Source organism: Aeromonas sp. S9(2024), from assembly GCF_041403185.1.
GTDB lineage: Bacteria > Pseudomonadota > Gammaproteobacteria > Enterobacterales > Aeromonadaceae > Aeromonas > Aeromonas enteropelogenes.
Window position 1 is genome coordinate 358,795 of the sequence record NZ_JBGLRE010000003.1, and the last position, 22,770, is coordinate 381,564.

A 22,770-nucleotide genomic window follows, 5' to 3' on the forward strand; every position below is an offset into this window, starting at 1 on the left:
GTTCACAATGACGCCATTTTTCGATGGCAGGAGTCTCTCATGCGTATTACATCCTTGCTGGCCTCGCCGGGTCTACACCTCTTGATGCCGCCGGTGGCCCGTTATCGCCTCGTTATCCTGTTGCTGTGGCTGGTGAGCTGGGGCGTGGTGGCAGCCTCTGTGTGGTATGGCCGGGAGGCCATGGCCCTGATCCACTGGGTGGGACTGATCTTTGGCGGCATCACGGGCCTCATGGTGTCGCTGCCCCGCAGCTGGCAGCCCTGGCGCATGGCGGAACTGGGCTGGGACGACGCTCATCTCTATCTGCTCAACGGCCCGAAGGACAAGGCGCTGGCGCTGCCTCGCGATCGGCTGGTGGCCTTCGAGCGGGAGCGGCGGGTCGGCCATGATGGCCAGTGGCTCGACTTCAGTCTGGATCTGCAGTTGAGCGAGCAGGAGCTGGCTGAGGCCATGGCGCTGCTGGATCTCAGGCAGGAGTCGCTCCATCTGGTGAGCTCTGGTGTCTACCGTTTCGGGTTCAAACGCGCATGGCACGGCCGGCGCGCCCTGGCCCGACAACTGGCGACGCTGCAGCCGGACTGAATCGACTATTTTCTCGACAATCCCGGACAAAGCTCGGATACTGCCAGTGACTCGAATTGATCTTGTCTGCATGTTCGCCCAAGAGATCAATCACTTGGGCTACTGTGCGGGGAAGGCCATGGCATGAAGCCCTGGCAGGTCCGGCATAGGGGTTGTGCCCTTACCGTTATGCCGGGAATTGCATAGAGAAGGCACCTTGAATCGAGAGTGGATGGCATGAAGATTTACGTAGGTAATCTGTCGTACCGGATGACGGCCGACGAACTGAAGACCCTGTTCAGCCAGTTTGGGCAGGTCGACAAGGTTGATATCATCATCGACCGCGATACCGGCCAGTCAAAGGGGTTTGGCTTTATTGAAATGCCGGTCAACGGAGAGGCCGAGAAGGCCATCGCCGACCTGCACGGCACTGAAGTCGCTGGCCGTACCATCACAGTCAACCAGGCCAAGCCGAAGACAGATGCCCCCCGTCGGCCGCAGCAACGCCATCGCTAAGGTGTTTCAATAACGCAAAACGGCATGGGATCTCCCATGCCGTTTTTGTTTCTGCGCTAGTTGGCGTCGGTCTGCCCATTCAGGGCACGTCGTAGCCCAGCGCCGCCTTGCGAATGCGGAACCACTGCTGGCGGTTGAGGGTGATGGACTCCGAGGCCACGGCGGCGGCAATCCGTTCCCGCTTGCCGGAGCCTATCAGCGGCAACGGCTGGCTTGGCAGCATCATCACCCAGGCGTAGACCACCTGCTCGATGGTCTGTGCGCCCACCTCCTGGCGGATCTGCTCGAGCTCGCCCCGCAGACCCTCGCAGGCCGGATCGCTGAACAGTCGGCCGCCACCGAGGCAGGACCAGGCCATCGGCTTGATCCCGAGCTGCTGGCACTGATCCAGAGAGCCATCCAGCGTTCCCTCCTGATGGAGCGGCGAGATCTCGAGCTGGTTGGTGACCAGCGGGAAGGGCAGACGGGATTGCAGCAGCTCGAACTGGCGAGCGGTGAAGTTGGAGACCCCGGCATGCTTGATCTTGCCCGCCTGCTTGAGGGTGATAAAGGCATCCGCCACGTCGTCTGCGTTCATCAGGGGATCAGGGCGGTGGATCAGCAGCAGATCCAGATGGTCGGTGCCGAGCTTTTGCAGCGAGGCCTCGGCGCTGGCGATGATGTGCCCCTTGCCGGTGTTGTAATGATTGAGAGCGTGCTCAGGGTTGGCAGTGAGGGCGATGCCGCACTTGCTGACGATTTCCATCCGATCGCGCAAGGAAGGCTCAAGTCGCAGGGCCTCGCCGAAGGCCGCCTCGCACTGGTAGCCGCCGTAGATGTCGGCGTGGTCGATGGTGCTCACCCCCAGATCCAGATGGTATTTCATCAGATTGAGCAGGGCGGTGGGGGAGAGCTGCCACTCCATCAGGCGCCAGTAACCCATAATGAGGCGTGAGAAAGTGGGGCCTTGCGGATGCAGGGCAACGCGGGATACAGACATGCATGACTCCTTGGCAAAACAGGAAGTAAAAAAGGGGCTGCCGGCATCTTGGCCTGATGAGAGGGACAAAGCAATAATGGCGCCGGGCAAGATTCGAACTTTGGTTCTGACAGGGGGATAGCTCAGGTGGAAGGGTTTGCCGAACGGTTGCAGAGTCTGATCGGGGAGATGAGCGTGAGCGCCTTTGCCCGCAAGGTGGGGTTGAGCGAGGCGCTGATCCGCAAATACCTGAAAGGGGCCGAGCCCGGGCTGGCACGGGCCAACCAGATAGCGATGGGGGCCAACTGTTCGCTGGAGTGGCTGGCCACCGGGTGCGGCTACCTCTACCGTCAGGCGGAGGTGGTGGACAGGGAAGCGCTGGGGGCGGCGCAGCAGCTGCTCGAGGAGCAGCGCAGCGGGCTGACTTTGCCCGACGAGGAGGCGCTGGTGACCCTGCTCGCCTACTACCAGTTTTTACGTACCCATAAAAAGGCGGACGGTTATCTCGATCTGGCGCTGGCGCGGGAGTTTGGCCGCCAACTGGGGGAGGCCTGACGGCGCGCGTATTACCATTTAGTCGGGTCACCACGGTCTGATTATTCTGATACGCTCTAAGCAAGTGAACGGTCCAGGGAACGGGCAATGAGTTACTTGATCCTCGGGAGTGGTGCGCTGGGCTCTGCGCTGGCAAGAGAGCTGATGAACAGGGGGGAATCCTTTCTGCTGGCGGGTCGCAGCTGCCCGGCCGGGATCGACCCCGGGGCCTGCTTCCCCATGCTGGAAGTGGACGAGCTTTCATTCAGCGCCCTCTTTACCCTCTACGACACCGAGCCACTTCCCCGGGTGGTCATCAACACCATTGGCCTGCTGCATGGTCTCGATTTCATGCCGGAACAGCGGGTGGAGCAGGTTCATCCCAAATGGCTGTGTGACAGCCTGCTGGCCAATGCCTGGCCGACCCTGGCCGTGGCAGCCCATTTCAGCCGCCTGATGAGCCCGCAACATCCATTGTGGCTCTGCGCCATCTCCGATATCGCGGGCTCCATCGGTGCCAACGAACAGGGGGAGCGCTACAGCTACCGGATGAGCAAGGCGGCCCTCGACATGGGGGTGAAGAACCTGGCCCTGGAGTGGGCAAAGCGTTTCCCGCAGGCAGGGGTGATTGCCGTGGCCCCCGGCTTGATGGACTCCCCGATGAACAACCCCTTCCTGGACGAGCTGCCAGACACATCGCTGCAAGCCCCTGCCGAGGTGGCTGGCAAGTTGCTGGATCTTATCGATAAACTTGCGTTGAGCCAGTCCGGCCAGCTGATCGATCTCGATGGACAGCCGCTGCCTTGGTAGCGGGGCGGCAGACCTCCATACGCTTCACAATATGCTCATGTCACCCTTGCCAAGGAGGGGTGGCATGGCTACCGTCATCCCTCTGCCTAGGAGGGATCTCATGCGCTATATCGATTTACGAAGTGATACGGTTACCCAGCCCACCGACGCCATGCGCCAGGTCATGCTTCATGCCGACGTTGGCGATGATGTCTATGGTGAGGATCCGAGCGTCAATGCACTGGAGGCCTATGGTGCCCGTTTGCTGGGCAAGCAGGCGGCGCTGTTTGTGCCCTCTGGCACCATGTCCAACCTGCTGGCGGTGATGAGCCACTGCCAGCGCGGCGAAGGGGCCATCTTGGGGAGCGCAGCCCACATCTATCGTTACGAGGCTCAGGGGAGTGCCGTGCTGGGGTCGGTCGCGTTGCAACCTCTGCCCATGCAGCCGGATGGTACCCTGGCGCTGGCGGATATCGAGGGGGCGCTGGCACCCGACGATGCCCATTTTGTCCAGACCCGGCTCATCTGCCTCGAAAATACCCACAATGGCAAGGTCTTGCCGCTTTCCTATCTGCAGCAGATGGGCGCCTTCGTCGCCGAGCGGGGATTGAAGCTCCATCTGGACGGAGCCCGCCTGTTCAATGCCGCCATCGCCAGCGAAACCCAGGTCGACACGCTGGCCGCGCCGTTTGACAGCATTTCGATCTGCCTCTCCAAGGGGCTGGGGGCGCCGGTGGGCTCCTTGCTGGTCGGAGAGCAGGAGTTTATAGCCCGCGCCAGACGGCTGCGCAAGATGTTGGGGGGCGGCATGCGCCAGGCGGGGATCCTGGCTCAGGCGGGGCTGTTCGCCCTGGAGCAGCATGTGCACCGGCTGGCTGACGATCACCGCCGTGCCCGTCGTCTGGCCGAAGGGCTGGCCGTCTTACCCGGTATCGAGCTGGATCTTGCCCAGGTGCAGAGCAACATGGTGTTCCTGCGCCTGAAAAACGGGGAGTCCCATACGCTCCTTGCCTTTATGAAGGAGCGTGGGATCCTCTTCTCCGGCTACGGCGAGCTGCGGTTGGTGACCCATCTGCAGATCAATGATGACGATATCGAAGAGGTGATCGACGCCTTTACCGAGTATCTGGGGGCGTGAAAAACATGGATAAACAATCAGGGCGCCGCAGCACCCTGATTGTTTTGTATGTCGATTGAGGTGGCATCAGCCCTGGCGCTGCCCTGTCATCAGCATGGCTTCGTCGGTGGCGTCGTAGATCATCACGGCGATATGGGTCACCTGGCCGCCAAAATCCGCCAGCGGCACCAGGGTCAGGTTCTGGAACATATGGGGGGCCGAGCCCGTGATGGGGCGGTAGTTGGAGAAGCGCAGCAGATAGGGCTTCTGCTCCCAGGTGCTGAAGGCCCGGTTGTTGAGCTTGAACACCATGTTGGCCTTGCGCTCGAACCAGGCCCTGTCCACATCGGGGAAGAGGTCGAACAACACGCCATCGCGCACTTCACCCGCCAACCGGCCGCTGTGGCTCTCCATAAAGCCGTTCCACACCTGTACCTTGTACTCCTTGTCGAGCACTACCAGGCCGACGTCCAGGTTCTGGACTATGTTCATCAGCCAATGAAATTCACGGATCTCCATAGTCACTCCTAGAGCATGTGCATGATTTTGTTGTTCATGGTGGCGATGGAATCTTCGGTAAACAGCAGCAGCAGATCACACTGCACCGCGTAGTCCTGGATCCGGTAGTTGATCTCGATGGCCAGGGTTCGGCGCCAGCGGCTCTTGTTGGTGTTGATGAGCTCGTTGATGGGCCTGTGCTGGCCGAGTACCACGGGGTGGCCCTGGCTGAAGGGGGTATCGAGCTGGCTGGCGTAACCGCGCAGAAAGGCGCCGATCAGCACGTTGGCGGTGTCCATCAGCAGCTCCAGCTCGGCGGTGCGATCCAGCACCCCCTGGTGATTCATCAGGCGCGCCAGATCCTTGAAGCTGGAGTCGTGGAACAGGAGCAGGGCTTCACCGGCGATCCCGGCCCCGATAAAGCCCTGGCAGACGGCGGAGAGAGTGTCCGAATCGGCTGCGGCCGAGAGGGCCATGTGTAGCTCGGAGACCTCCAGCACGTTGACGTTGGGAATGGGCAGCACCACGAAGGCGTTGAGCAGCCGGGCCAGCAGATCGGCGGCCTGGCCCATGGAGACGTTGGCGAGCTCCTGATAGACGTCGCGGATCTCCGGGGTGATCTTGACACCGGCATCGGCCAGCTCGCTCTCGGGCTGTGTTGCTGCGACGGGCTGACCGCTGGGGGCGCTATGCCAGAAGCCATGTTGCTTGAGCAGGGCGCACAGGGTTTCCGGCGATGCGGGCTTTTTGATGAAATCGAGGGCACCCAGACCCATGACCTTCTGGTAGGCTTCGGGTTGGATATCACCGGAGACCACGATCACCTTGCTGCGAAGCCCCTCCCGTTGAAGGGTCTCCAGCACGCCATAGCCATCCATCTCCGGCATGGTGAGATCGAGGAAGATGAGATCTCCATGTCCCATCAATACCTGTTCTATCCCTTCAAGACCGTTGGCGGCGTAGTGCAGGTTGACGTTCCAGTCGGCGGGGAGTGCCCGCGCCAGCTGTTTGCGGGCAAACCCCGAGTCATCACATATCAATACATTCATGGTGCGTGGCAGGCTCTGTTGGCAAGTATTGCTATTAGTGTTGCCCGCTAGCGCTCAGATGCAATGGGGGAGGGCATTTGCCTGTGAAAATTGATTGTCCCACTGCCGGTTGCGATAGCGTGCCGAGTATTTTTCAACAAATTCTGCAAACATGTTAACACGCAGCGGGGCGAACTGATGTTGGCAGTGCAGCATGTAGAGGGGCCGGTTGCCGGTTTGCCAGTCGGGCAGTACCGGCACCAGCTGCTCATCGTGGAGAAAACTGGCCACGTAGTGCAGTGGAGCATTGACGATCCCCAGATGCCGTCTGGCCGCCCTGACGGCTGCCTGGGTCTGGTTGACCGTCAACCTGGCAGGGCGCTTGATGCAAACGTGCTGGCCATCCTTGTCGGTCAACTGCCAATGCTGGTGGGGCCAGCAGTAGATGAGATCGTGCTCTTCCAGCTGGTTGGGATGGGCGGGGGTGCCCTTCTTGGCCAGATAGAGGGGGGAGGCAAACAGGCCGTACTCGATATGACCGAGGCAGAGGGCGTTGGGCAAGGATTGGGGCAGTTCGCCGTTGAAGAACACCAGATCCCGATCGTTGTCGAACAGGTGCTGGTGATCATTGGTCTGAGTGATCTCGAACTGCACCTCGGGGTAACGCAGCCCGAATTCGGCCAGCATGTCGACCAGTATGGTATTGGAGATGGCCACGGGGGCCGCTACCCGGATCTGGCCGGTGATCTCCTCCTCCTTGCCCTGGATCTCGCTGGTGGCCTGCTCGATCTGGGCGAGGGGAGTGCACAGACGCTCATAGTACCTGAGCCCTTCGTCAGTGAGCCGAAGCTTGCGGGTAGAGCGATGGAGCAGGGGGTAACCAAGGTGCTCTTCCAGTTGGGAGATGCGTCGACTGATGGTGCCTGTTGGCATGTCCAGTGCGGCTGCCGCGTGGGAAAATCCCCCTTCTTGCACCACCTTGACGAACAGGTAGAACTCTTCGATGTGTTTCATAAACGCTGTTCTGGGTGTAACAAGGGGGTCACCATAGAAAGAGCCTTTGCCCTTGGCAAGCGCAATTCAGCGTTTAATTGATCTGGGTTCTATTTCTGCTGAAACCTCTTTTATAACAGTGCTGCACCCGCATGCGGACTTGTTCGAGACAATTTTATCCACTTATTTAACCGGGACAGCGAGGAAGTGTCTGGTTTCAACGTCGCTGGTATTCGCACCTGCACGGGATCTTGATGGCACTTAAAACCGTGAGTTTTTGTTCTAAGGTGATGGTTTTATGAGCACCACATATGTGATGGTGATCATATATTTCAAGTTTGGCTGGTGACTGGTCGAAAAGTAGCAGAGTGGTATATCAGAAACTGCTTAAGGAACGGATATTAACCGTATTGCCGTTTTTTTTGCCGCTTTGTCCAGCCAATTGGTTAATTAATGGAAAGTTGGCGGCATAAATTGACAGGAAATTTTTGAATTCAACAGTTTGTCAATTGAAAATATCTTGAAAAAAGTACCAAATTGTTTCAAACAGTGTCAGCTGGCTCACTCTTAGTGGTTGTTTTTGCTGATAAAAAAAGATAAAAATCGATATTGCAATTAACCTGTAATAACCAGGTTCTTGGCTGAGTCCTATTGTCGTTTCAGCATATCGCCATCCGTTGCCGATATCTGAAATGGTATTTTCTGCTCGAGGCCATCTTGATCAAATGTGGGCACAAATTATGTGCACCCGGCATTCGACAGATGGCAGTGTGCGTTGTCTGTTGTTCGGTTAACCAGTGATCATCCAGTATGAATGACCTTGACCAGATGAATACCCTTGACGAACGGTTACTGAAAACGATGGATGTTCTGCATACCCCCATATGGGTCTATGACATCGAGCATCACCATATTTTCTGGGCCAACAACGCCGCGCTGCCGGTCTGGGAAGCAACTTCCCTGGATGAGCTTTGCGCTCGCGATTTTTCTGCCGACATGGCTACCGCCATCGATCTCCTGTTGCAGCGCTACCTGGGGGATTTCAAACAGGGGCGCAGCTACAACGAGTGGTGGACCCTCTCTCCCAAGGGGGTCAAAAAGCAGATCTATCTGCGTCTTTCCGGTATCCGGCTGGCGGGTCGTCTGATGATGATGACCGAGGCGGTACTGGACTCCGATTCCCTCTATCAGGAGTCTTCCCTCGCGACCGGGGATACGCTGGCCTGCCTGTTTGACAGCCAGGGCAGCTTCGAGAGCGGCAACTATCACTTCGAGATGTGCTTTGGCCGCAGCATCGAACAGCTTGCCCAGATCTTTCCCGGCAACGATGACAGCTTTTACCAGAAGCTCTCCCGCCTTGATGAAGTGGTCACGGAAGGGGAGTGCCGCACCCTCAAGGGGATGCGCTGGTTCCAGTTTCAATTCCGCTATATCCAGCAGGGGGCGCGGATCCTGCTCACCATGCGGGATATTACCGACCGCAAGCTTGAGGAGCTGGAACATCGCCACCTGGCCTGGCATGACTCCCTGACCGGCCTGCTCAATCGCTATGGTCTGATGAAGTCACTGGAGGCCTACTGCGGGCTGGGGGAGCGTTTCGCGCTGGTGTTCATGGATCTGGACAACTTCAAGCTGGTCAACGACAACTATGGCCACAAGGCCGGCGATCGCTTGCTGGAACGAGTGGCGGGCAGGCTCAGGCAGATCTGCCCGCGGGATGTGGAGCTGGCCCGTCTCGGCGGGGACGAGTTTACCGCTCTGGTGCCTCTGGGCGGTCAGGCCGATCGGGCCCAGGAGGTAGCCGATCTGATGCTCTCCCAGATGACAAGGCCCTTGCAGCTCAACGGTTTGCCAGAGGTGACCATAGGAGGGAGCATCGGCATCGCCATCTATCCGGATGATGCCGACGATGGCGACAATCTCATCACCCGGGCCGACATGGCCATGTATCAGGCCAAGCAGATGGGGCGGCTGCGCTGGCAGCGCTTTACTCCCAGCATGCAGCAGACCCTGCAACGCAAGCTCAATCTCAAGCAGTTTCTGGCCAAGGCCATCGGCCGCCAGGAGCTGAGCCTCAGTTACCAGCCTCAGGTCGATGTGGCGAAAGGTCGTCTGACCGGTTATGAGGCGCTGCTGCGCTGGCACAGCCCGGTACTGGGCCATGTCTCTCCCATTGAGTTCATCCCTCTGGCCGAGGAGATGGGGCTGATCCGCGAGATTGGCAGCTGGGTGCTCACCACGGCGCTGGCCCAGATGGCATCTTGGCAACGACAGTTCCACAAGCGGGTGCCTGTCTCGGTCAATCTTTCGGGTTTCCAGCTCTCCGCCGCCTTGCCGGAACAGGTGGCCCAACAGCTCGCACTGCACGGGGTCGAGCCTTCGCTATTGACGCTGGAGCTGACGGAGACGGTACTGATGCTCGACATGAAAGGGTGCCTCGACATCCTGGATGCCTTGAGCGAGCAGGGGATCAAGATCGCCATCGATGACTTTGGCACAGGCTACTCGTCCCTTGCCTACCTGAACCGGCTTCCCATCGACACCATCAAGCTGGATCGCTCCTTTGTGGTGGGCCTCAATTTGCCGGTGATCCGGGCCACCACCGCCATGGCCACCAGCCTGGGACTGGGGATCATGGCCGAAGGGGTGGAAGAGCCGCACGAACTGGCAGCCTTGAAGGCACAGGGGTGTCATGCCTTCCAGGGCTATCTGTTCAGCAAGCCCCAGACAGTGGCCGAAGTGGAAGCGAGCGACTTCACGGTTGAGTGTCAAATGGGGAGCTACCCATTGGTGGGAATTGCTTCGCTGATTAATTAATGCGCTGTGAATCGTGTTTTCGCAGTTTATAATGTTAGTTTTTTCGCAATTTAGTGCACTTTTTTGCTGTGCGTCATAGGACTTTTTAGCAGAGATTGCTAGCATGCGGCCTCATTTCATGGGAAAGGAGTACCGCAATAATGAGTCAAGCCGAAGTCCATGCCAGCCCGGGTAATCAATCCAACGGCTGGTTGAACCGCTTCCTGAATGGTGTCGAGAAAGCCGGGAACAAATTACCCGACCCCGCCATGCTGTTTCTGTATGCCCTGCTGATCGTCTGGGTCGGATCCTGGGTGTTGTCGCAATTCCAGTTTGATTTGGTCAATCCCCGCACTGGCGAAGCCGTGGTCGTCAACAACCTGCTGACCGGAGCCGGCCTTGCCGAGTTCCTCTCCAGCATGGTCACCACCTTCACCGGCTTTGCCCCCCTTGGCATCGTGCTGGTCGCCATGCTGGGGGTCGGGGTGGCCGAACAGTCCGGCTTCATCAACACCGGGCTCAAGAAGCTGCTCAAGGTCACGCCGGCGCGCTTCCTGACCCCCATGCTGATCCTGGTGGCCATCGTCAGCCATACCGCTGCTGATGCGGGTTATGTGCTGGTGATCCCCATCGGCGGCATCATTTTCCACGCTGCCGGTCGTCATCCGCTGGCGGGGATTGCGGCGGCGTTTGCCGGCGTGTCCGGTGGTTTTGCCGCCAACTTCCTGCCCTCCGGTGGCGACGCCCTGCTGCAGGGTTTCACCCAGTCTGCCGCCCAGCTGCTTGACCCCGAATACATGGTCAACACCCTGTGCAACATCATCTTCACCGGGGCCTCCTCCCTGCTGATCATCTGTGTCGGCTGGTTTGTCACCGAGAAGATCGTTGAGCCGCGCCTCAAGCACGTTCCCCTCAACGACGATCTGGAGAGTGCCGACGAGATGGGACGCTACAGTGCGCAAGAGAGCCGCGCTTTCAACTGGGCCGGATTTGCCATGCTGGCGGCCATCGCGCTGCTGGCCCTGGCGCTCTCGCCGGCGGATTCCCCCCTGCGTGCCGCAGACGGCTCGCTGACCACCTTCGCCGCCCCCGTGATGAAGTCCATCGTGCCGCTCATCTTCCTGTTGTTCATCCTGCCCGGTATCGTCTACGGCTTCGTGGCCGGTACCTTCAAGAGCGGCAAGGACGTGATCGATGCCATGTCGGCCACCATGAATAAGATGGGCTCCTACATGGTGATGGCCTTCTTCTGTGCGCTCTTCATCAAGGCGTTTGGTGATTCCAACCTGGGCACCCTGCTGGCCCTCTCCGGTGCCGAAGTGCTGCACGCTCTGGCGCTACCGGGTGAAGTGACCATCGTCGGGATGATCCTGCTTACTGCCACCGTCAACCTGGTGGTGGGCTCGGCTTCCGCCAAATGGGCGCTGATCAGCCCGATCCTGGTGCCCATGCTGATGGCTGTCGGGATCTCCCCCGAGCTGACTCAGGCGGCGTACCGGGTAGGGGATTCAGCCTCCAACATCATCACACCCCTGATGGTCTTCTTCCCGCTGGTGGTGGTCTATTGCCAGCGCTATGTGAAGAGCACAGGTATCGGGACCCTGGTCTCCATGATGCTGCCATACTCGCTGGCCTTCCTGGTGAGCTGGACCATCTTCCTGTTGGTCTACTGGGCGCTGGGCTTCCCTCTCGGGTTGCAGGCCCCCTATGTCTATCCGGCCCCTTGATGGGGTGAGTGCGAGGGAGCCTTGGGCTCCCTCGTTTTTTTGGTTATGGTGTTACCTCATTTTGGAGGTGCCATGAATCCGACCATTGATCTCATCCTGTCCCATCGTTCCATTCGCCAGTTCAGCGCCGAGCCGATAGCGCCCGAGCAGCTGGATGCCATCCTCGCCGCCGCGCAATCAGCCGCCAGCTCGAGTTTTTTGCAGGTGACCAGCATTATCCGGGTGACAGAGCCGCAGGCGCGTACCCGGTTGGTTGAGCTTGCTGGCAACCAACCTTATGTGGCCCAAGCCGCCGAGTTTCTGGTGTTCTGCGCCGACTACTATCGCCATACCCAGATCGTGCCCGATGCCAGAACCGGCTACGCGGAGCAGTTGCTTATCGGTGCCATCGACGGTGCCCTGATGGCGCAAAATGCCCTGCTGGCCGCCCAGTCTCTGGGCTTGGGCGGTGTCTATATCGGTGGTATTCGCAACCATCCGGTCGAGGTGAGCGAACTCTTGGGGTTGCCTTATCAGGTGATCCCGCTGTTTGGTCTCTGTCTGGGCCATCCTGCCCAGCAGCCGGAGCAGAAACCCCGTTTGCCAAAGGCGCTGGTGGTACATCAGGATCGCTACCAACAGACGCTGGATCGCGATTTGCTGGCACAATACGACGAGCAGATCCTGGCCTATTACCAGGCGCGCAGCATCAATAACAAGCATCAGACCTGGAGCAGCCAGATCCGCGCCATTCTGGGCAAGGAGTCCCGCCCCTTCATGCTGGGGTTCCTGCAATCCCGGGGCTTTAATCTCAAGTAATCATCCCGCTGGGCGATACTAAGGGGGTGGCCATTTCGGCCAGCCCCCAGATCCTGCCCTGAGACCGGGGACACAGCTTGATGACAAATCGTGGACACGGGGGCTCTGCAGGCTACCTTAAGTAGGTAAGCTGTTGTAGGATCACGCAATTGGATTGGGACAGGGGTTTGGACATCCTATGATTATCACTTTGGTATTGCTGTCTATTGGCGCGCTCCTGTTTTTGGTCATCGCCTATAACGTGGTGCAGCAATATAAGCAGAAGGCAGAAGCGGACAAGCGCAATGCCGTTGCCAGACACAAGACGATGGCCGACGAGACCGAAGAGGTCCTGCTCAACGTCAATCTGGTGCCTTTCTCCAAAAACATGGTGCTGCTGCTGCAACACCGCATTCTCGACGCCTATCGCGCCATTGCCCTGTTGATGCCCAATACCCAGGTCAAGCAGCGGATTGCCGATGTGCAGACCCAGATCAAGAACGTGCAGGAGAATTACAGCAGTCAGGATGAAGGGCACTTCAAGACACCGGAGTCGGATCGCCAGGCGATCCAGATGCTGCAACTGGTCAAGAAGATGCGCGCCCTGCTGCGGGTCGAACACAACAAGGGCAAGATAGATCCGCAAGGATTTGCCCAGGAAGATCGCCGCCTCGAGCTGATGCAGCTCAAGATCAATATCTCCAACCTGGTCAAGCGGGCGATGGATGCCCAGATCCAGGGCCAGTACGGTACCTGTCGCCAGCTCTATACCAAGGGACTGTCCGTGATGGCGGGGGTGAGCGACAAGGATCCTTATCTGCTGGCGCGGGAAGAGGATATGCGTCAGGGGCTCATGGCTCTGGATGAGCTGCAGCAACAAAACAGTGCTCAGGATCTGCAAAACATCAAGGACAGGGAGACCGACGAGCTCGATGTCCTGTTCCAGCCCAAGAAGAAATGGTAACCATGTCTCACCCACTCGATTCCACACTGGGGCCAATGGCCCCATTTGTTTCTCAGCTGTTGACCGAACTGGCCGCCCTTGGCGTCAACATGACAGCTCCCCATATCGATCACCTCTGCTACCGCGCCGCCACCCTGCCCGAGTATCTGTCTCTGTGCGAGGTACTGGCAGGAGCGGGGGAGCTGCTGGTGGAGGGGATGATTGGTGGGCGCCCCATCGCGACCTATCGCTTGCTCCAGCCTGTCAGGGTAGGGGACGTCGAAGTGCCCTGCATCGAGCTGGCAGCCCCCAAACCGGGGCGCAGCCACCAGGCGGGGCTTGAACATATCGAGCTGGTGGTGCCTTCGCTGGCGGCTTTGGTGGCGCAGTATCCGAGCCTGCCGTTCAAGACCGGCAATATGATGGATGAGCGCAACCCGGACATAGGCCTGATGCTGCCGTCGGGGCAGATCAAATTCCACCTGCGCTCCCTGGCCGAAGTGATCGCCGAAGAGGTGGCCACCGGCGCCGTGATGCTCGTTCCCGCCGATTATTTCTCCCGGGCGTAATTAGCCTTACCCCGTGGAATCGTGAGCAAGATTGCCAGCCGGGCAGAGCGCTGCGCTTTTTACGGCTGGCAAGCGAATACCATCTATCCCGATGGGGTGGGTGCCTTGTGGCATACCTTGTGCCACACTGGCGCCCTGCCGGGAGTCCCCCGTAAATGACCCTCATGCTGCCATCACGGAGTGAGTTTCCAGCATCATGTCCTCGCCACACCCCGTCCCGTACCACTTCACCCGAATTGAACGGGTGCTCGACTACATCCACTCCCATCTGGATGAACCCTTGTCGCTGGAACAGCTGGCGGAACAGAGCTGCTGGTCGCGCTGGCAACTGCAGCGGATGTTTTTGCACGAAACCGGGCTGACGGTGGCCAGCTATGTGCGCGAGCTCAAGTTGAGCCTGGCGGCGGAGGCGCTGTTGTCGGGACGGCAACGAGTGCTGGATCTGGCGCTCTGCTACGGTTTTGGCTCCGAGGTGAGTTTTAGCCGCGCCTTCAAGCAGCAGTTTGGCTGTTCACCGCTGGCCTATCGCAAGCGGGGACTGAGACAGGGGTTGCGTACCCCGCTAGTGAGGGCAGCGATGGCGGTTGCAAGTCCCCCCAAGCTGGTGCAGTTGCGAATAGAGAGCAGGCCTGGTTTCACCCTGCATGGGATCAGGGGGCAGATCAGCGGTCTGTTTGCCGAGGCGCCCGATTTTCAGCAGACGGTGCCCGCCATCTGGCGGGCCTTGCGTGATACCGGTGCGCTGGATAGGGCAAGGGAGCTGATCGGTGTCGTGGATGTCTCGGCGGCGGGCGCCATTTTGCCCTACTGGGCCTGTGTGGCGGAGGAAGGTGACGAGGTCACACCGGGACTTGCGTCCTTGACCATCCCAGCCCAGACCTATGCGGTACTCACCCACGTGGGCCCCATCAGCCAGCTGGGAGAGAGTCTCAACTGGTTCATTCTGCACTGGCTGCCATCTTCCAGTTATCGCGGGTTGGACGGATTCGAGCTGGAGCGCTATGGCGTCGGGTTCGACGGCCAGCAGCCGGATGCCAGCATGGAGTACTGGTTGCCCATCTCACCGCGCTGATCCCAAAGTGCTCGAGGGGGCTGTCTGGGAACGAGCCGCCGTCCTGGTGGGCACTGATCATCTACCCATTGCCTCTTACCTGACTAGATAGTCATTTGAATTCAAAGCCATTTTCACTCGACACGAAGGGTTTTCGGTTGAGGCTTTTTTGTCTGTTTTTCACCGCCTTGCCTGCCAACATGCCCCAAATTGTTAATTTCGGGACCAATTAGCGCAATAAAATGCAAATGAGATTTGTTACTATTAACGCGCATTAGGCAGTCGAGGATCAGATGCAATTTGTTCGCCCTACATTGACCGTGGTCGCCGCGACCATTTCCACCCTGTTGACCGGTTCCGTGCTGGCCGCCCCTGCCCAGCGTTCGCAGGAGGCGCAGGCCGATGAGACCCTGACCGTGCTCGGTCAGACTTATCGCAACACAGCGACCAAGACCCGGCTCGACCCTATCGAGACACCCCAGGCCATCTCGGTGGTGGACGGCGAGACACTGGAACAGCGAGGTGTCAGTTCGGTGAGCGAGGCGCTGCGCTATGTGCCCGGCGTCAACACCGAGCTGCGCGGGGGTGCCGTCAACCGGCTGGATCTATTCAACATCCGCGGTTTTGACAACTACCAGAATTTTTACGATGGCCTGCTGCTGCAGTACAACGAGTGGAACCTGCAACCCCAGATAGATCCGGTGGCCATCGAGCAGCTGGAGGTGTTCAAGGGGCCAACCTCGGTGCTTTATGGCAGTATGCCCCCCGGCGGCATGGTCAACCTTATCGCCAAGCGCCCCCAGCGTGAGGCAAGCCACAGTGTGAACGTCGCCACAGGCACGGGCAATCTCAAGGAGATGAGCCTCGACAGCACGGGGGCCATCAGCGAGACCCTCGCCTACCGCATGGTAGGGCTGGCCCGCCAGAAAGAGGGGCAGGCGGTTACCTCACAGGAGGAGCGCTACGTCTTTGCGCCATCGCTGGACTGGCAGCTGGGCGAGCGCACCCTGCTCAACCTGAATCTCTACTACCAGCGGGACCCGGCGGCGGGCATCTACACGACGGTACCGGCCAGCGGCTCGGTGGAGGCCAATCCCCTGGGCCAGCTTGGCAGTGACACCTTCCTGGGGGACGAGCAGTGGAACCACTACAGTCGGGAGGTGACCCTGCTGGGCTACAAGCTGAGCCACGACTTCAACGACCGCTGGCAGCTGCTGCAAAATGCCCGCTATATGGATGCCTCGGCCGATCAGCGCAACACCTACAACGGGGCGCTGGAGGCGGATCACCACACCCTGACCCGCAACGCCTATCTGACGGATGAAGACTCCCGCGGCTTTGTCATCGACAACCAGCTGGCGGGCAGGGTACAAACCGGCGCCGCCCAGCACAACCTGCTGCTCGGGGTCGACTACCAGTATCTGGATGCCCATGTGCTTTACCGGGATACCCTGGACTATTCGGCGCCCGCCATCGACATCTTCGCCCCGAACCACAACCAGCTGGCCTCGGTGCAGCCAACGTTCAACTATCAGGACAAGAAGGTGATCCGCCAGCACCAGAGCGGTCTCTATCTGCAGGATCAGCTGCGCCTCGATCGACTGGTGGTGATTGGCGGTGCGCGCTACGACAGCTACCGGATGGACACCGACAGCCACTCCCTCTATCAGGGGGCGGCGAGCCATACCCTGGCCACCGTGGATCAGAACAATCTCTCTTTGCGCCTCGGCGCCCTGTACGAGCTGGACGGCGGTTTCTCCCCCTATGCGAGCTATGCCGAGAGTTTCGAGCCGGTATCGGGGGCGGACAAGCATGGCAAGGCGTTTGAGCCGGCCACCGGCCAGCAGTGGGAGGGGGGCGTCAAGTACCTCTCCGATGACATGAGCAAGACGGCGACCGTCTCGGTGTTCCACATCACCAAGCAGCACGCGCTGGTGACGGATCCGGACAACCTCTACGGCCCCATGCTGCAGACCGGGGAGATGGTCTCCCGCGGCGTCGAGCTGGAGGGGAGGGTCGATCTCACCAGCCAGCTTGATCTGGCGCTCAATTACACTCGCCTCGATATGGAGATCACCCGCGATACCACGAGCCTGCAGGGCAAAACGCCGGTCTGGGTGCCCGAGCAGACCGCCTCCTTGTGGAGCAACTATAGCTTCGAGCGGGGTCTGCGGCTGGGGGCCGGCGTGCGTTATGTGGGCAAGGCCCAGCTCGATGCCGACAACAGCGGCACCGTGCCCGATTACTTGCTGATGGACATGAGTGCTTCTTACGATCTGGCGCACCTCAGCCAGCGTTTCAAGGGGGTGGAAGCCTCCCTCGTCGCCAGCAATCTGTTCGACAAGACATACTACTCCTGCTACGACCGGAACAACTGCTGGTTCGGGGCCGAGCGCAACCTGGAGGCTCGACTCAAATACGCATTCTGACCCTGCGCCCCGGAGATCGTCCGGGGCTTGCCAGCGCACCCTCTTATGCTCCATCAGCCCCGCGTCATCCGACCGGGGCTGATGGGGGGCGCACTGTGCTCGCCATGCCTACTCTGGAAGCACTGCGGGGAGCGCCTCGGGATGAGATAGCGGCGGAGCATCGGGCCCTGTTTGCGGCGGCCGCCAAGCTTATCCCGTCGCTGACGGGACGCATTCGGGAGGCGGAGGGGAGCGCTCTGTTGACGGCCTCCTCGCCGATGGCGCCTGCCCGGGTGGCGGCCGAGCTTCACGCCTACTGGCAACAGGTACATCCGGAGGCGGGGCCAGCTTACTGGCTGACCCGCAGCTGGAGCATGCTCAGCTGGCAGTCCATCTATCTGGCCATGGTGGCCGTCTATCGCCAGGGGGCCGTGCCTGCGCTGGATAAGCTGGAACTGGACTATCGGGAGGGACTAGTCAGTGGCATGACCCTGCCGGTGGCGCCCATGATCAAGGGGGAGACAGAGACCCTGATCGAGGCTGCGGGCGAACGGTTGCAGGTGCACTGGCAGGCACTGCTTGCGCTGCTGGGCGGAGTACAACGGTTGCGGCCCGGTTTCGTGCGCCCGCTCCTGGCCGATGATCTGCTGGCGGCACTGGTGCGAGTGCCGGACTTTTTTACCGAGGTGAGCCGCGAGACGGTGACGGCCCACGCACCGCTCTGGCTCGCCGCCTGCGCCCTGCCGGATAGCCATCTGGCGGGGTGGCGTCCGGCCTCGTTACCGCAGGATGATGCGTCCCCCGGCTATGTGCGTCAGCGCTGCTGCCTGCACTACAAGCGCCGCGATGGCACGCTCTGCGGCAACTGTCCGCGGCGCCAGCATGACAAGAGTGTCTGTGCACATGCAGAGGTGCAGGCTGAGCCATAGTCATAGCCGCTTGGCTCGCCTTGCCTCTGGCAAACACCTGTTTCCGATATAGGCCGCCATTATGGCGCCCTTGTTATGTCTATTTCTGATCGCCCATCTTGCTGCGAATGCGGGCAAACAGGCTCTGCAGGCAGGCCTGATCCCGATCGGCGGCGCGCACCGCGCCATACATATGGCGGCGTACGCCATCCCCGAGTGGCCGTGTTTCGAGCAGCCCCTGGCGGACAAACTCGTCGCTGGCCCAGCGCGGCAGGGCGGCGACCCCCAGCCCGGCGGCAGCCATCTGCAACATGACCGAGGTGTTGTCCACCGGCTTGCAGCGGGCGGGCTCGATGCCGGCCGGCTGCAGGAAGCGGCTGAACACATCCATCCGGGTGCGCTCCACCGGGTAGAGCAGCAATACCTCTTGGCGAAGATCCTTTGGCGCGATGCGCGCTTGCCGACAGAGCGGGTGATCCGGTGCCATCACCAGGGTGAGATCGAAGGCAAACAGCGGCTCGAAGTGGAGATCGCCGCGGGCCAGCACGTCCGAGGTGAGCAGCAGATCGAGTTGGCCGCCGAGCAGGGCGGCCAGGGCATCAAAGCCCGGCACCGACTCCACCTCCAGATCCACACCGGGCCACTGGCGGCGAAAATCAGGCAACAGCGGCAGCAGCCACTGGATGCAGCTGTGGCAATCAAGCGCCAGGTGCAGGCGACCGGCGTCGCCGCTGTGCAGGGCCTGTAGCTGCTTCTCGGTCTGGGCCAGGGCGGGCAGCACCTGACGGGCCAGGGTCAGCAGCTGGTTGCCCGCCGCCGTCAGCACCAGGGGCCGGCTCTTTCGCAAAAACAGCTCCAGATTGAGGCGGGCCTCCAACTCTTTGAGTTGGTGGGAGAGGGCCGACTGGGTGAGGTTGAGGGTGAGCGCCGCCCCGGCCAGCGACCCTTGCTCGGCCAGTGCCGTCACCGTCTTCAAGTGTTTGATCTCGATGCTTGAATTGCTTGGCAGCGCCATGACATGGCTCCTTGTGGCATCGGCTGAAGATGCGCTTGCGTGTCAGTTGAGGATTTCTTGAGAAGCTGTTGAAAAGGATTCAATAGCCAACGCCACCTTATCTTGTCATTTTGGATGTGTAAACATCTGGATGGCCAAATCATCCAGTTTCCCATCAGATGAACGAGCATAAGGAATTGGAACTATGACCCGAGCACATACCCTGGGTTTCCCCCGCATCGGCGCCAAGCGCGAGCTGAAATTTGCCCTCGAATCCTACTGGCGTGGCGAAACCAGCCAGAGCGATCTCATCGCCGTGGGCAAGAGCCTGCGTGAGCGTCACTGGCAGGCCCAACGCAGCGCCGGGGTCAACCTGCTGCCGGTCGGGGATTTTGCTTGGTACGACCAGGTGCTCGGCACCAGCCTGCTGGTGGATGCGGTACCGGCCCGTCACCGTCACGGCGACACCGATCTCGATACCCTGTTCCGGGTCGCCCGTGGCCGTGCGCCGACCGGCCCTGCCGCCGCTGCCGCCGAGATGACCAAGTGGTTCAACACCAACTACCACTATCTGGTGCCCGAGTTCAGCCGCGACCAGCGCTTCAAGCTGGGCTGGAGTCAGCTGTTTGACGAGGTGGAGGAGGCCAAGGCCCTGGGGCTGCCGGTCAAGGCGGTGCTGCTGGGCCCCGTCTCTTACCTGTGGCTTGGTAAGGAGAAGGAGAGCGGTTTCTCCCGCCTCGAGCTGCTGGAGCGCCTGCTCATCGTCTACCAGGAAATTCTGGCGAAGCTGGCGTCCCAGGGCGTGGAGTGGGTACAAATAGACGAGCCGGCGCTGGCGCTGGATCTGCCGGACGAGTGGCGACTGGCCTATCTCAAGGCGTATGAGCGCCTCGCCGGCCCCTGCAAGCTGCTGCTCACCACCTATTTCGGCTCTGTGGCTCACCAGCGCGACATCATCACCAGCCTCAAGGTCGACGGCCTGCACCTGGATCTGGTGGCCGCCCCCGAGCAACTGCAGACTCTGCTGCCCTATCTGCCGGCCCAGTGGGTCATCTCGGCTGGCGTCATCAATGGCCGCAACGTCTGGCGCGCCAACCTGCTCAAGCTGGCCCCGACCCTGAAGGCCCTCAAGGATAAATATGGCGAGCAGCTCTGGGTGGCATCATCCTGCTCCCTGTTGCACAGCCCGGTGGATCTCACCCTGGAGCAGGAGCTGGATCCACAGACCCGTAGCTGGTTCGCCTTCGCCCTGCAGAAGTGCTACGAGCTGGGGTTGCTCTCTGCTTATTTGGATAACAAAGAGCCGGATGGCGGGGATCTGGACAAGATCACGGCCTACAGCCAGCCCATCATCGCTCGGGAGTCCGACAGCCGGGTGCACAAGAAGGCGGTGCAGTCGCGCCTGGCAAGCCTCACCAACAGCGATTTTGATCGCCACAACCCCTATCCGGTGCGGGCAGAGGTTCAGCGCGCAGAGCTCAAGCTGCCACTGTTGCCCACCACCACCATCGGCTCCTTCCCGCAGACCCCGGAGATCCGCGTGCTGCGTCAGGATTGGCGGGCCGGTCGCATCGACAACGGGGCCTACGAGGCGGGCATTCAGGCCCAGATCAAGGATGCCATCCTGCGCCAAGAGGCCATCGGGCTGGACGTGCTGGTGCACGGCGAGGCCGAGCGCAACGACATGGTGGAGTATTTCGGGGAGCTGCTGGACGGCTTTGCTATCACTCGCTTCGGCTGGGTACAGAGCTATGGCTCCCGCTGCGTCAAGCCGCCGGTGATCACCCGTGACATCGACCGTCCGACCCCCATGACCCTGGAGTGGACCAAGTTTGCCCAGAGCCTGACCGACAAGCCGGTGAAGGGGATGTTGACCGGTCCCGTGACCATCCTCTGCTGGTCCTTCCCGCGGGAAGACGTGAGCCGCGAGCAGTCCGCCCTGCAGATCGGTCTGGCCATTCGCGACGAGGTGGCGGATCTGGAGGCCGCCGGCATCAAGATCATCCAGATCGACGAGCCGGCGATCCGCGAGGGTCTGCCCCTGCGCAAGCAGGATCATCAGGCCTACCTCGACTGGGCGGTGCGCGCCTTCCGCCTGAGTGCGAGCCCGGTGGTGGACAGTACCCAGATCCATACCCACATGTGCTACAGCGACTTCAACCTCATCATAGAGGCGGTGGCCGCGCTCGACGCGGACGTCATCACCATCGAGACCAGCCGCAGCCAGATGCAGCTGTTGGGGGCGTTCGAGCGCTTCAACTACCCCAACGAAATTGGCCCGGGGGTCTATGACATCCACTCGCCCAACGTGCCGAGCCAGGGCTGGATTGAGGATCTGATCCGCAAGGCCGCCAAGCAGATCCCGGCCGAGCGGCTCTGGGTCAACCCGGACTGCGGCCTCAAGACCCGCGGCTGGGAAGAGACCACCGCCGCCCTCAGCGTGATGGTGGAGGCAACTCGGGCGCTGCGGGCCGAGCTGGCCTGAGCCACAGTACCCTGTCGGCCAAACAACACACGCAGGCCGTCGGTCTGAATCGGCAGCACTGATAGCGACGCAAGAGAGAGGGGAGGCCACGGCCTTCCCTCTGTTTTTTCCGCTGTTTGGTTGTTGTGGGCAGTCAGGATGGTGACAAGACCGGATCTGACCCCGGCAGCGCGGACTGTGCTGCGCCTATTCCTGTGGTTAGAGTGCTGACCGTCTGCCAGAAGGCGTCGATCAGCGGCCCCTTGCTGTGGGGCGGGCGGATAAGGCCTATGGTCCAGCAGGCTTCTCCTTCGGTCAGCGGCAGGGTCAGCACGTCCGGGTGCTCTATGGTGGTGGAGGAGGGCACCAGGGTCCAGGCGATATCCGCAGCGGCGGTGGCGACGCCGGCGGCAAAGTCGTTGACGTACTGGATATCGCGAAAACGCAGCCCGCTCTGGGCCAGGTAGTGCATTAGGTGATCGTAAAACGAGGGGGCCTTGTCCCGGCGCAGGATCGCCAGCGGCTTGTCCACCAGATCAGCCAGCTTGCTCACACCGGCGTAACTGGCGGGCAGCACGGCGACAAAATGGGCCCGCACCACTGGCAAGCACGGCCACCTCTTGGGGGCGGGCAGGCGGCAGAAGCCGAGATCCAGCTTGCCCTCGCTCAGCGCCAGCAACTGATGGTGGGTGGAGAGATCGTTGAGCTCTATGGTCACCTGCGGGCGTTCGGCCCGAAATTGCGCGATGGCGGCGGGCACCAGCAGCTTGGTGGCGACGCCAAAGCCGATGCGCAGGGTGCCGCTGTTGCCGGCCAGCACGTCGCGGGCGTTGCGGCCGAGTTGCTCGCTGGCAGCCACCAGAGCGCGGGCATCCTCATAAAGGGCGCGCCCCAGCACGGTGAGACGGGTGCTGTTTGCGTTACGCTCGAACAGCTCGCCGCCCAGCTCCTCTTCCAGCCGGCGGATCTGCTTGCTCAGCGCCGACTGGGTGACGTGCTGGCGCACCGCCGCCTGACCGAAGTGCAATACCTCCCCCAGGGTGACGAAGGCCTTCAGATCCCGCAGCTCCATGTCAGCTCCTGTGATTCCTGTTTGGAATGTTGAATGGTTAAATTTGTCATTGGACGGAATTTTAGAA

At 60.6% G+C, this 22,770-nt stretch carries 20 protein-coding genes; 14 read left to right on the forward strand and 6 right to left on the reverse strand.

The genetic code is table 11. The features are described from left to right. Positions 1–39 precede the first annotated feature (39 nt). Together ACB028_RS07860 and ACB028_RS07865 are read left to right on the forward strand one after the other, a co-directional pair. Complete coding sequence (locus ACB028_RS07860) at positions 40–582, forward strand: hypothetical protein (RefSeq protein WP_371143934.1); 543 nt, start codon at positions 40–42, stop codon at positions 580–582. A gap of 216 nt (positions 583–798) precedes the next feature. Beyond that, positions 799–1,077 (forward strand): RNA-binding protein, encoded by a 279-nt coding sequence (locus ACB028_RS07865; RefSeq protein ID WP_026456734.1) that lies wholly within the window; start codon positions 799–801, stop codon positions 1,075–1,077. A 79-nt stretch (positions 1,078–1,156) separates the two neighbouring features. Here the strand turns inward: ACB028_RS07865 and ACB028_RS07870 are convergent, their stop codons facing one another. Continuing rightward, the gene (locus ACB028_RS07870) at positions 1,157–2,056 is read right to left on the reverse strand and encodes an aldo/keto reductase family oxidoreductase (RefSeq protein ID WP_371143935.1); all 900 of its coding nucleotides are present in this window, start codon (positions 2,054–2,056) and stop codon (positions 1,157–1,159) included. A gap of 126 nt (positions 2,057–2,182) precedes the next feature. Here ACB028_RS07870 and ACB028_RS07875 point away from each other — a divergent pair, with 126 nt between their 5' ends. From ACB028_RS07875 to ltaE, 3 genes are all read left to right on the forward strand, one after another. Further along, entirely contained in the window at positions 2,183–2,590 is a 408-nt protein-coding gene (locus tag ACB028_RS07875) for an XRE family transcriptional regulator (RefSeq protein WP_371143936.1), read from the forward strand. 87 nt (positions 2,591–2,677) lie between these two features. Next, positions 2,678–3,379 carry an SDR family oxidoreductase gene (locus tag ACB028_RS07880; RefSeq protein WP_371143937.1) on the forward strand — a complete coding sequence of 234 codons (702 nt, stop codon included), beginning with the start codon at positions 2,678–2,680 and terminating at the stop codon, positions 3,377–3,379. 100 nt (positions 3,380–3,479) lie between these two features. Next, entirely contained in the window at positions 3,480–4,496 is a 1,017-nt protein-coding gene (gene ltaE / locus ACB028_RS07885; protein WP_371143938.1) for a low-specificity L-threonine aldolase, read from the forward strand. Between the two features lie 66 nt (positions 4,497–4,562). On the opposite strand, the gene ACB028_RS07890 is transcribed toward ltaE, so the two are convergent. From ACB028_RS07890 to ACB028_RS07900, 3 genes are read right to left on the reverse strand one after another with little or no spacing between them, the layout of a single operon-like run. Next, positions 4,563–4,994 (reverse strand): PAS domain-containing protein, encoded by a 432-nt coding sequence (locus ACB028_RS07890; protein ID WP_042071613.1) that lies wholly within the window; start codon positions 4,992–4,994, stop codon positions 4,563–4,565. 8 nt (positions 4,995–5,002) lie between these two features. Next, on the reverse strand, positions 5,003–6,022 hold the full coding sequence (locus ACB028_RS07895) for a response regulator (protein ID WP_371143939.1): 1,020 nt from the start codon (positions 6,020–6,022) through the stop codon (positions 5,003–5,005). 54 nt (positions 6,023–6,076) lie between these two features. Beyond that, entirely contained in the window at positions 6,077–7,015 is a 939-nt protein-coding gene (locus tag ACB028_RS07900) for a LysR family transcriptional regulator (RefSeq protein WP_042028948.1), read from the reverse strand. Between the two features lie 840 nt (positions 7,016–7,855). Between ACB028_RS07900 and ACB028_RS07905 the strand changes: the two genes are divergently transcribed. From ACB028_RS07905 to ACB028_RS07940, 8 genes are all read left to right on the forward strand, one after another. Next, positions 7,856–9,811 carry a putative bifunctional diguanylate cyclase/phosphodiesterase gene (locus ACB028_RS07905; RefSeq protein ID WP_371144009.1) on the forward strand — a complete coding sequence of 652 codons (1,956 nt, stop codon included), beginning with the start codon at positions 7,856–7,858 and terminating at the stop codon, positions 9,809–9,811. A 140-nt stretch (positions 9,812–9,951) separates the two neighbouring features. Further along, positions 9,952–11,517 (forward strand): AbgT family transporter, encoded by a 1,566-nt coding sequence (locus ACB028_RS07910; RefSeq protein ID WP_026457802.1) that lies wholly within the window; start codon positions 9,952–9,954, stop codon positions 11,515–11,517. Positions 11,518–11,589: 72 nt separating this feature from the next. Continuing rightward, the gene (gene nfsA, locus ACB028_RS07915) at positions 11,590–12,315 is read left to right on the forward strand and encodes an oxygen-insensitive NADPH nitroreductase (protein ID WP_371143940.1); all 726 of its coding nucleotides are present in this window, start codon (positions 11,590–11,592) and stop codon (positions 12,313–12,315) included. A 178-nt stretch (positions 12,316–12,493) separates the two neighbouring features. Continuing rightward, positions 12,494–13,258 (forward strand): DNA repair protein, encoded by a 765-nt coding sequence (locus tag ACB028_RS07920; RefSeq protein ID WP_371143941.1) that lies wholly within the window; start codon positions 12,494–12,496, stop codon positions 13,256–13,258. After that, on the forward strand, positions 13,252–13,806 hold the full coding sequence (locus tag ACB028_RS07925; RefSeq protein WP_371143942.1) for a VOC family protein: 555 nt from the start codon (positions 13,252–13,254) through the stop codon (positions 13,804–13,806). The genes ACB028_RS07920 and ACB028_RS07925 overlap by 7 nt, the downstream gene beginning before the upstream one ends. A 196-nt stretch (positions 13,807–14,002) precedes the next feature. Further along, positions 14,003–14,878, forward strand: coding sequence for a helix-turn-helix domain-containing protein (locus ACB028_RS07930; RefSeq protein WP_371143943.1), 876 nt, complete (start codon positions 14,003–14,005; stop codon positions 14,876–14,878). A 272-nt stretch (positions 14,879–15,150) separates the two neighbouring features. Beyond that, on the forward strand, positions 15,151–17,286 hold the full coding sequence (locus tag ACB028_RS07935) for a TonB-dependent siderophore receptor (RefSeq protein WP_371143944.1): 2,136 nt from the start codon (positions 15,151–15,153) through the stop codon (positions 17,284–17,286). Positions 17,287–17,390: 104 nt separating this feature from the next. After that, a complete protein-coding gene (locus tag ACB028_RS07940; RefSeq protein WP_371143945.1) occupies positions 17,391–18,194 on the forward strand; it encodes a siderophore ferric iron reductase in 804 nt (267 codons plus the stop codon). A 79-nt stretch (positions 18,195–18,273) separates the two neighbouring features. On the opposite strand, the gene ACB028_RS07945 is transcribed toward ACB028_RS07940, so the two are convergent. Next, on the reverse strand, positions 18,274–19,188 hold the full coding sequence (locus ACB028_RS07945; protein ID WP_371143946.1) for a LysR substrate-binding domain-containing protein: 915 nt from the start codon (positions 19,186–19,188) through the stop codon (positions 18,274–18,276). A gap of 184 nt (positions 19,189–19,372) precedes the next feature. On the opposite strand from ACB028_RS07945, the gene metE reads away from it, so the two are divergent. Beyond that, positions 19,373–21,652, forward strand: coding sequence for a 5-methyltetrahydropteroyltriglutamate--homocysteine S-methyltransferase (gene metE, locus ACB028_RS07950; RefSeq protein WP_216992495.1), 2,280 nt, complete (start codon positions 19,373–19,375; stop codon positions 21,650–21,652). A gap of 133 nt (positions 21,653–21,785) precedes the next feature. Here the strand turns inward: metE and ACB028_RS07955 are convergent, their stop codons facing one another. Next, positions 21,786–22,703: a LysR family transcriptional regulator gene (locus tag ACB028_RS07955; protein WP_042028934.1), complete on the reverse strand. Its 918-nt coding sequence runs from the start codon at positions 22,701–22,703 to the stop codon at positions 21,786–21,788. Positions 22,704–22,770: the final 67 nt, after the last annotated feature.

Bases quoted from the DNA above. Each gene is read 5' to 3' on its own strand.
- ACB028_RS07860 (WP_371143934.1), top strand. From the start codon at position 40: ATGCGTATTACATCCTTGCTGGCCTCGCCGGGTCTACACCTCTTGATG.
- ACB028_RS07865 (WP_026456734.1), top strand. From the start codon at position 799: ATGAAGATTTACGTAGGTAATCTGTCGTACCGGATGACGGCCGACGAA.
- ACB028_RS07870 (WP_371143935.1), bottom strand. From the start codon at position 2,056: ATGTCTGTATCCCGCGTTGCCCTGCATCCGCAAGGCCCCACTTTCTCA.
- ACB028_RS07880 (WP_371143937.1), top strand. From the start codon at position 2,678: ATGAGTTACTTGATCCTCGGGAGTGGTGCGCTGGGCTCTGCGCTGGCA.
- ltaE (WP_371143938.1), top strand. From the start codon at position 3,480: ATGCGCTATATCGATTTACGAAGTGATACGGTTACCCAGCCCACCGAC.
- ACB028_RS07890 (WP_042071613.1), bottom strand. From the start codon at position 4,994: ATGGAGATCCGTGAATTTCATTGGCTGATGAACATAGTCCAGAACCTG.
- ACB028_RS07895 (WP_371143939.1), bottom strand. From the start codon at position 6,022: ATGAATGTATTGATATGTGATGACTCGGGGTTTGCCCGCAAACAGCTG.
- ACB028_RS07900 (WP_042028948.1), bottom strand. From the start codon at position 7,015: ATGAAACACATCGAAGAGTTCTACCTGTTCGTCAAGGTGGTGCAAGAA.
- ACB028_RS07905 (WP_371144009.1), top strand. From the start codon at position 7,856: ATGGATGTTCTGCATACCCCCATATGGGTCTATGACATCGAGCATCAC.
- ACB028_RS07910 (WP_026457802.1), top strand. From the start codon at position 9,952: ATGAGTCAAGCCGAAGTCCATGCCAGCCCGGGTAATCAATCCAACGGC.
- nfsA (WP_371143940.1), top strand. From the start codon at position 11,590: ATGAATCCGACCATTGATCTCATCCTGTCCCATCGTTCCATTCGCCAG.
- ACB028_RS07920 (WP_371143941.1), top strand. From the start codon at position 12,494: ATGATTATCACTTTGGTATTGCTGTCTATTGGCGCGCTCCTGTTTTTG.
- ACB028_RS07925 (WP_371143942.1), top strand. From the start codon at position 13,252: ATGGTAACCATGTCTCACCCACTCGATTCCACACTGGGGCCAATGGCC.
- ACB028_RS07930 (WP_371143943.1), top strand. From the start codon at position 14,003: ATGTCCTCGCCACACCCCGTCCCGTACCACTTCACCCGAATTGAACGG.
- ACB028_RS07935 (WP_371143944.1), top strand. From the start codon at position 15,151: ATGCAATTTGTTCGCCCTACATTGACCGTGGTCGCCGCGACCATTTCC.
- ACB028_RS07940 (WP_371143945.1), top strand. From the start codon at position 17,391: ATGCCTACTCTGGAAGCACTGCGGGGAGCGCCTCGGGATGAGATAGCG.
- ACB028_RS07945 (WP_371143946.1), bottom strand. From the start codon at position 19,188: ATGGCGCTGCCAAGCAATTCAAGCATCGAGATCAAACACTTGAAGACG.
- metE (WP_216992495.1), top strand. From the start codon at position 19,373: ATGACCCGAGCACATACCCTGGGTTTCCCCCGCATCGGCGCCAAGCGC.
- ACB028_RS07955 (WP_042028934.1), bottom strand. From the start codon at position 22,703: ATGGAGCTGCGGGATCTGAAGGCCTTCGTCACCCTGGGGGAGGTATTG.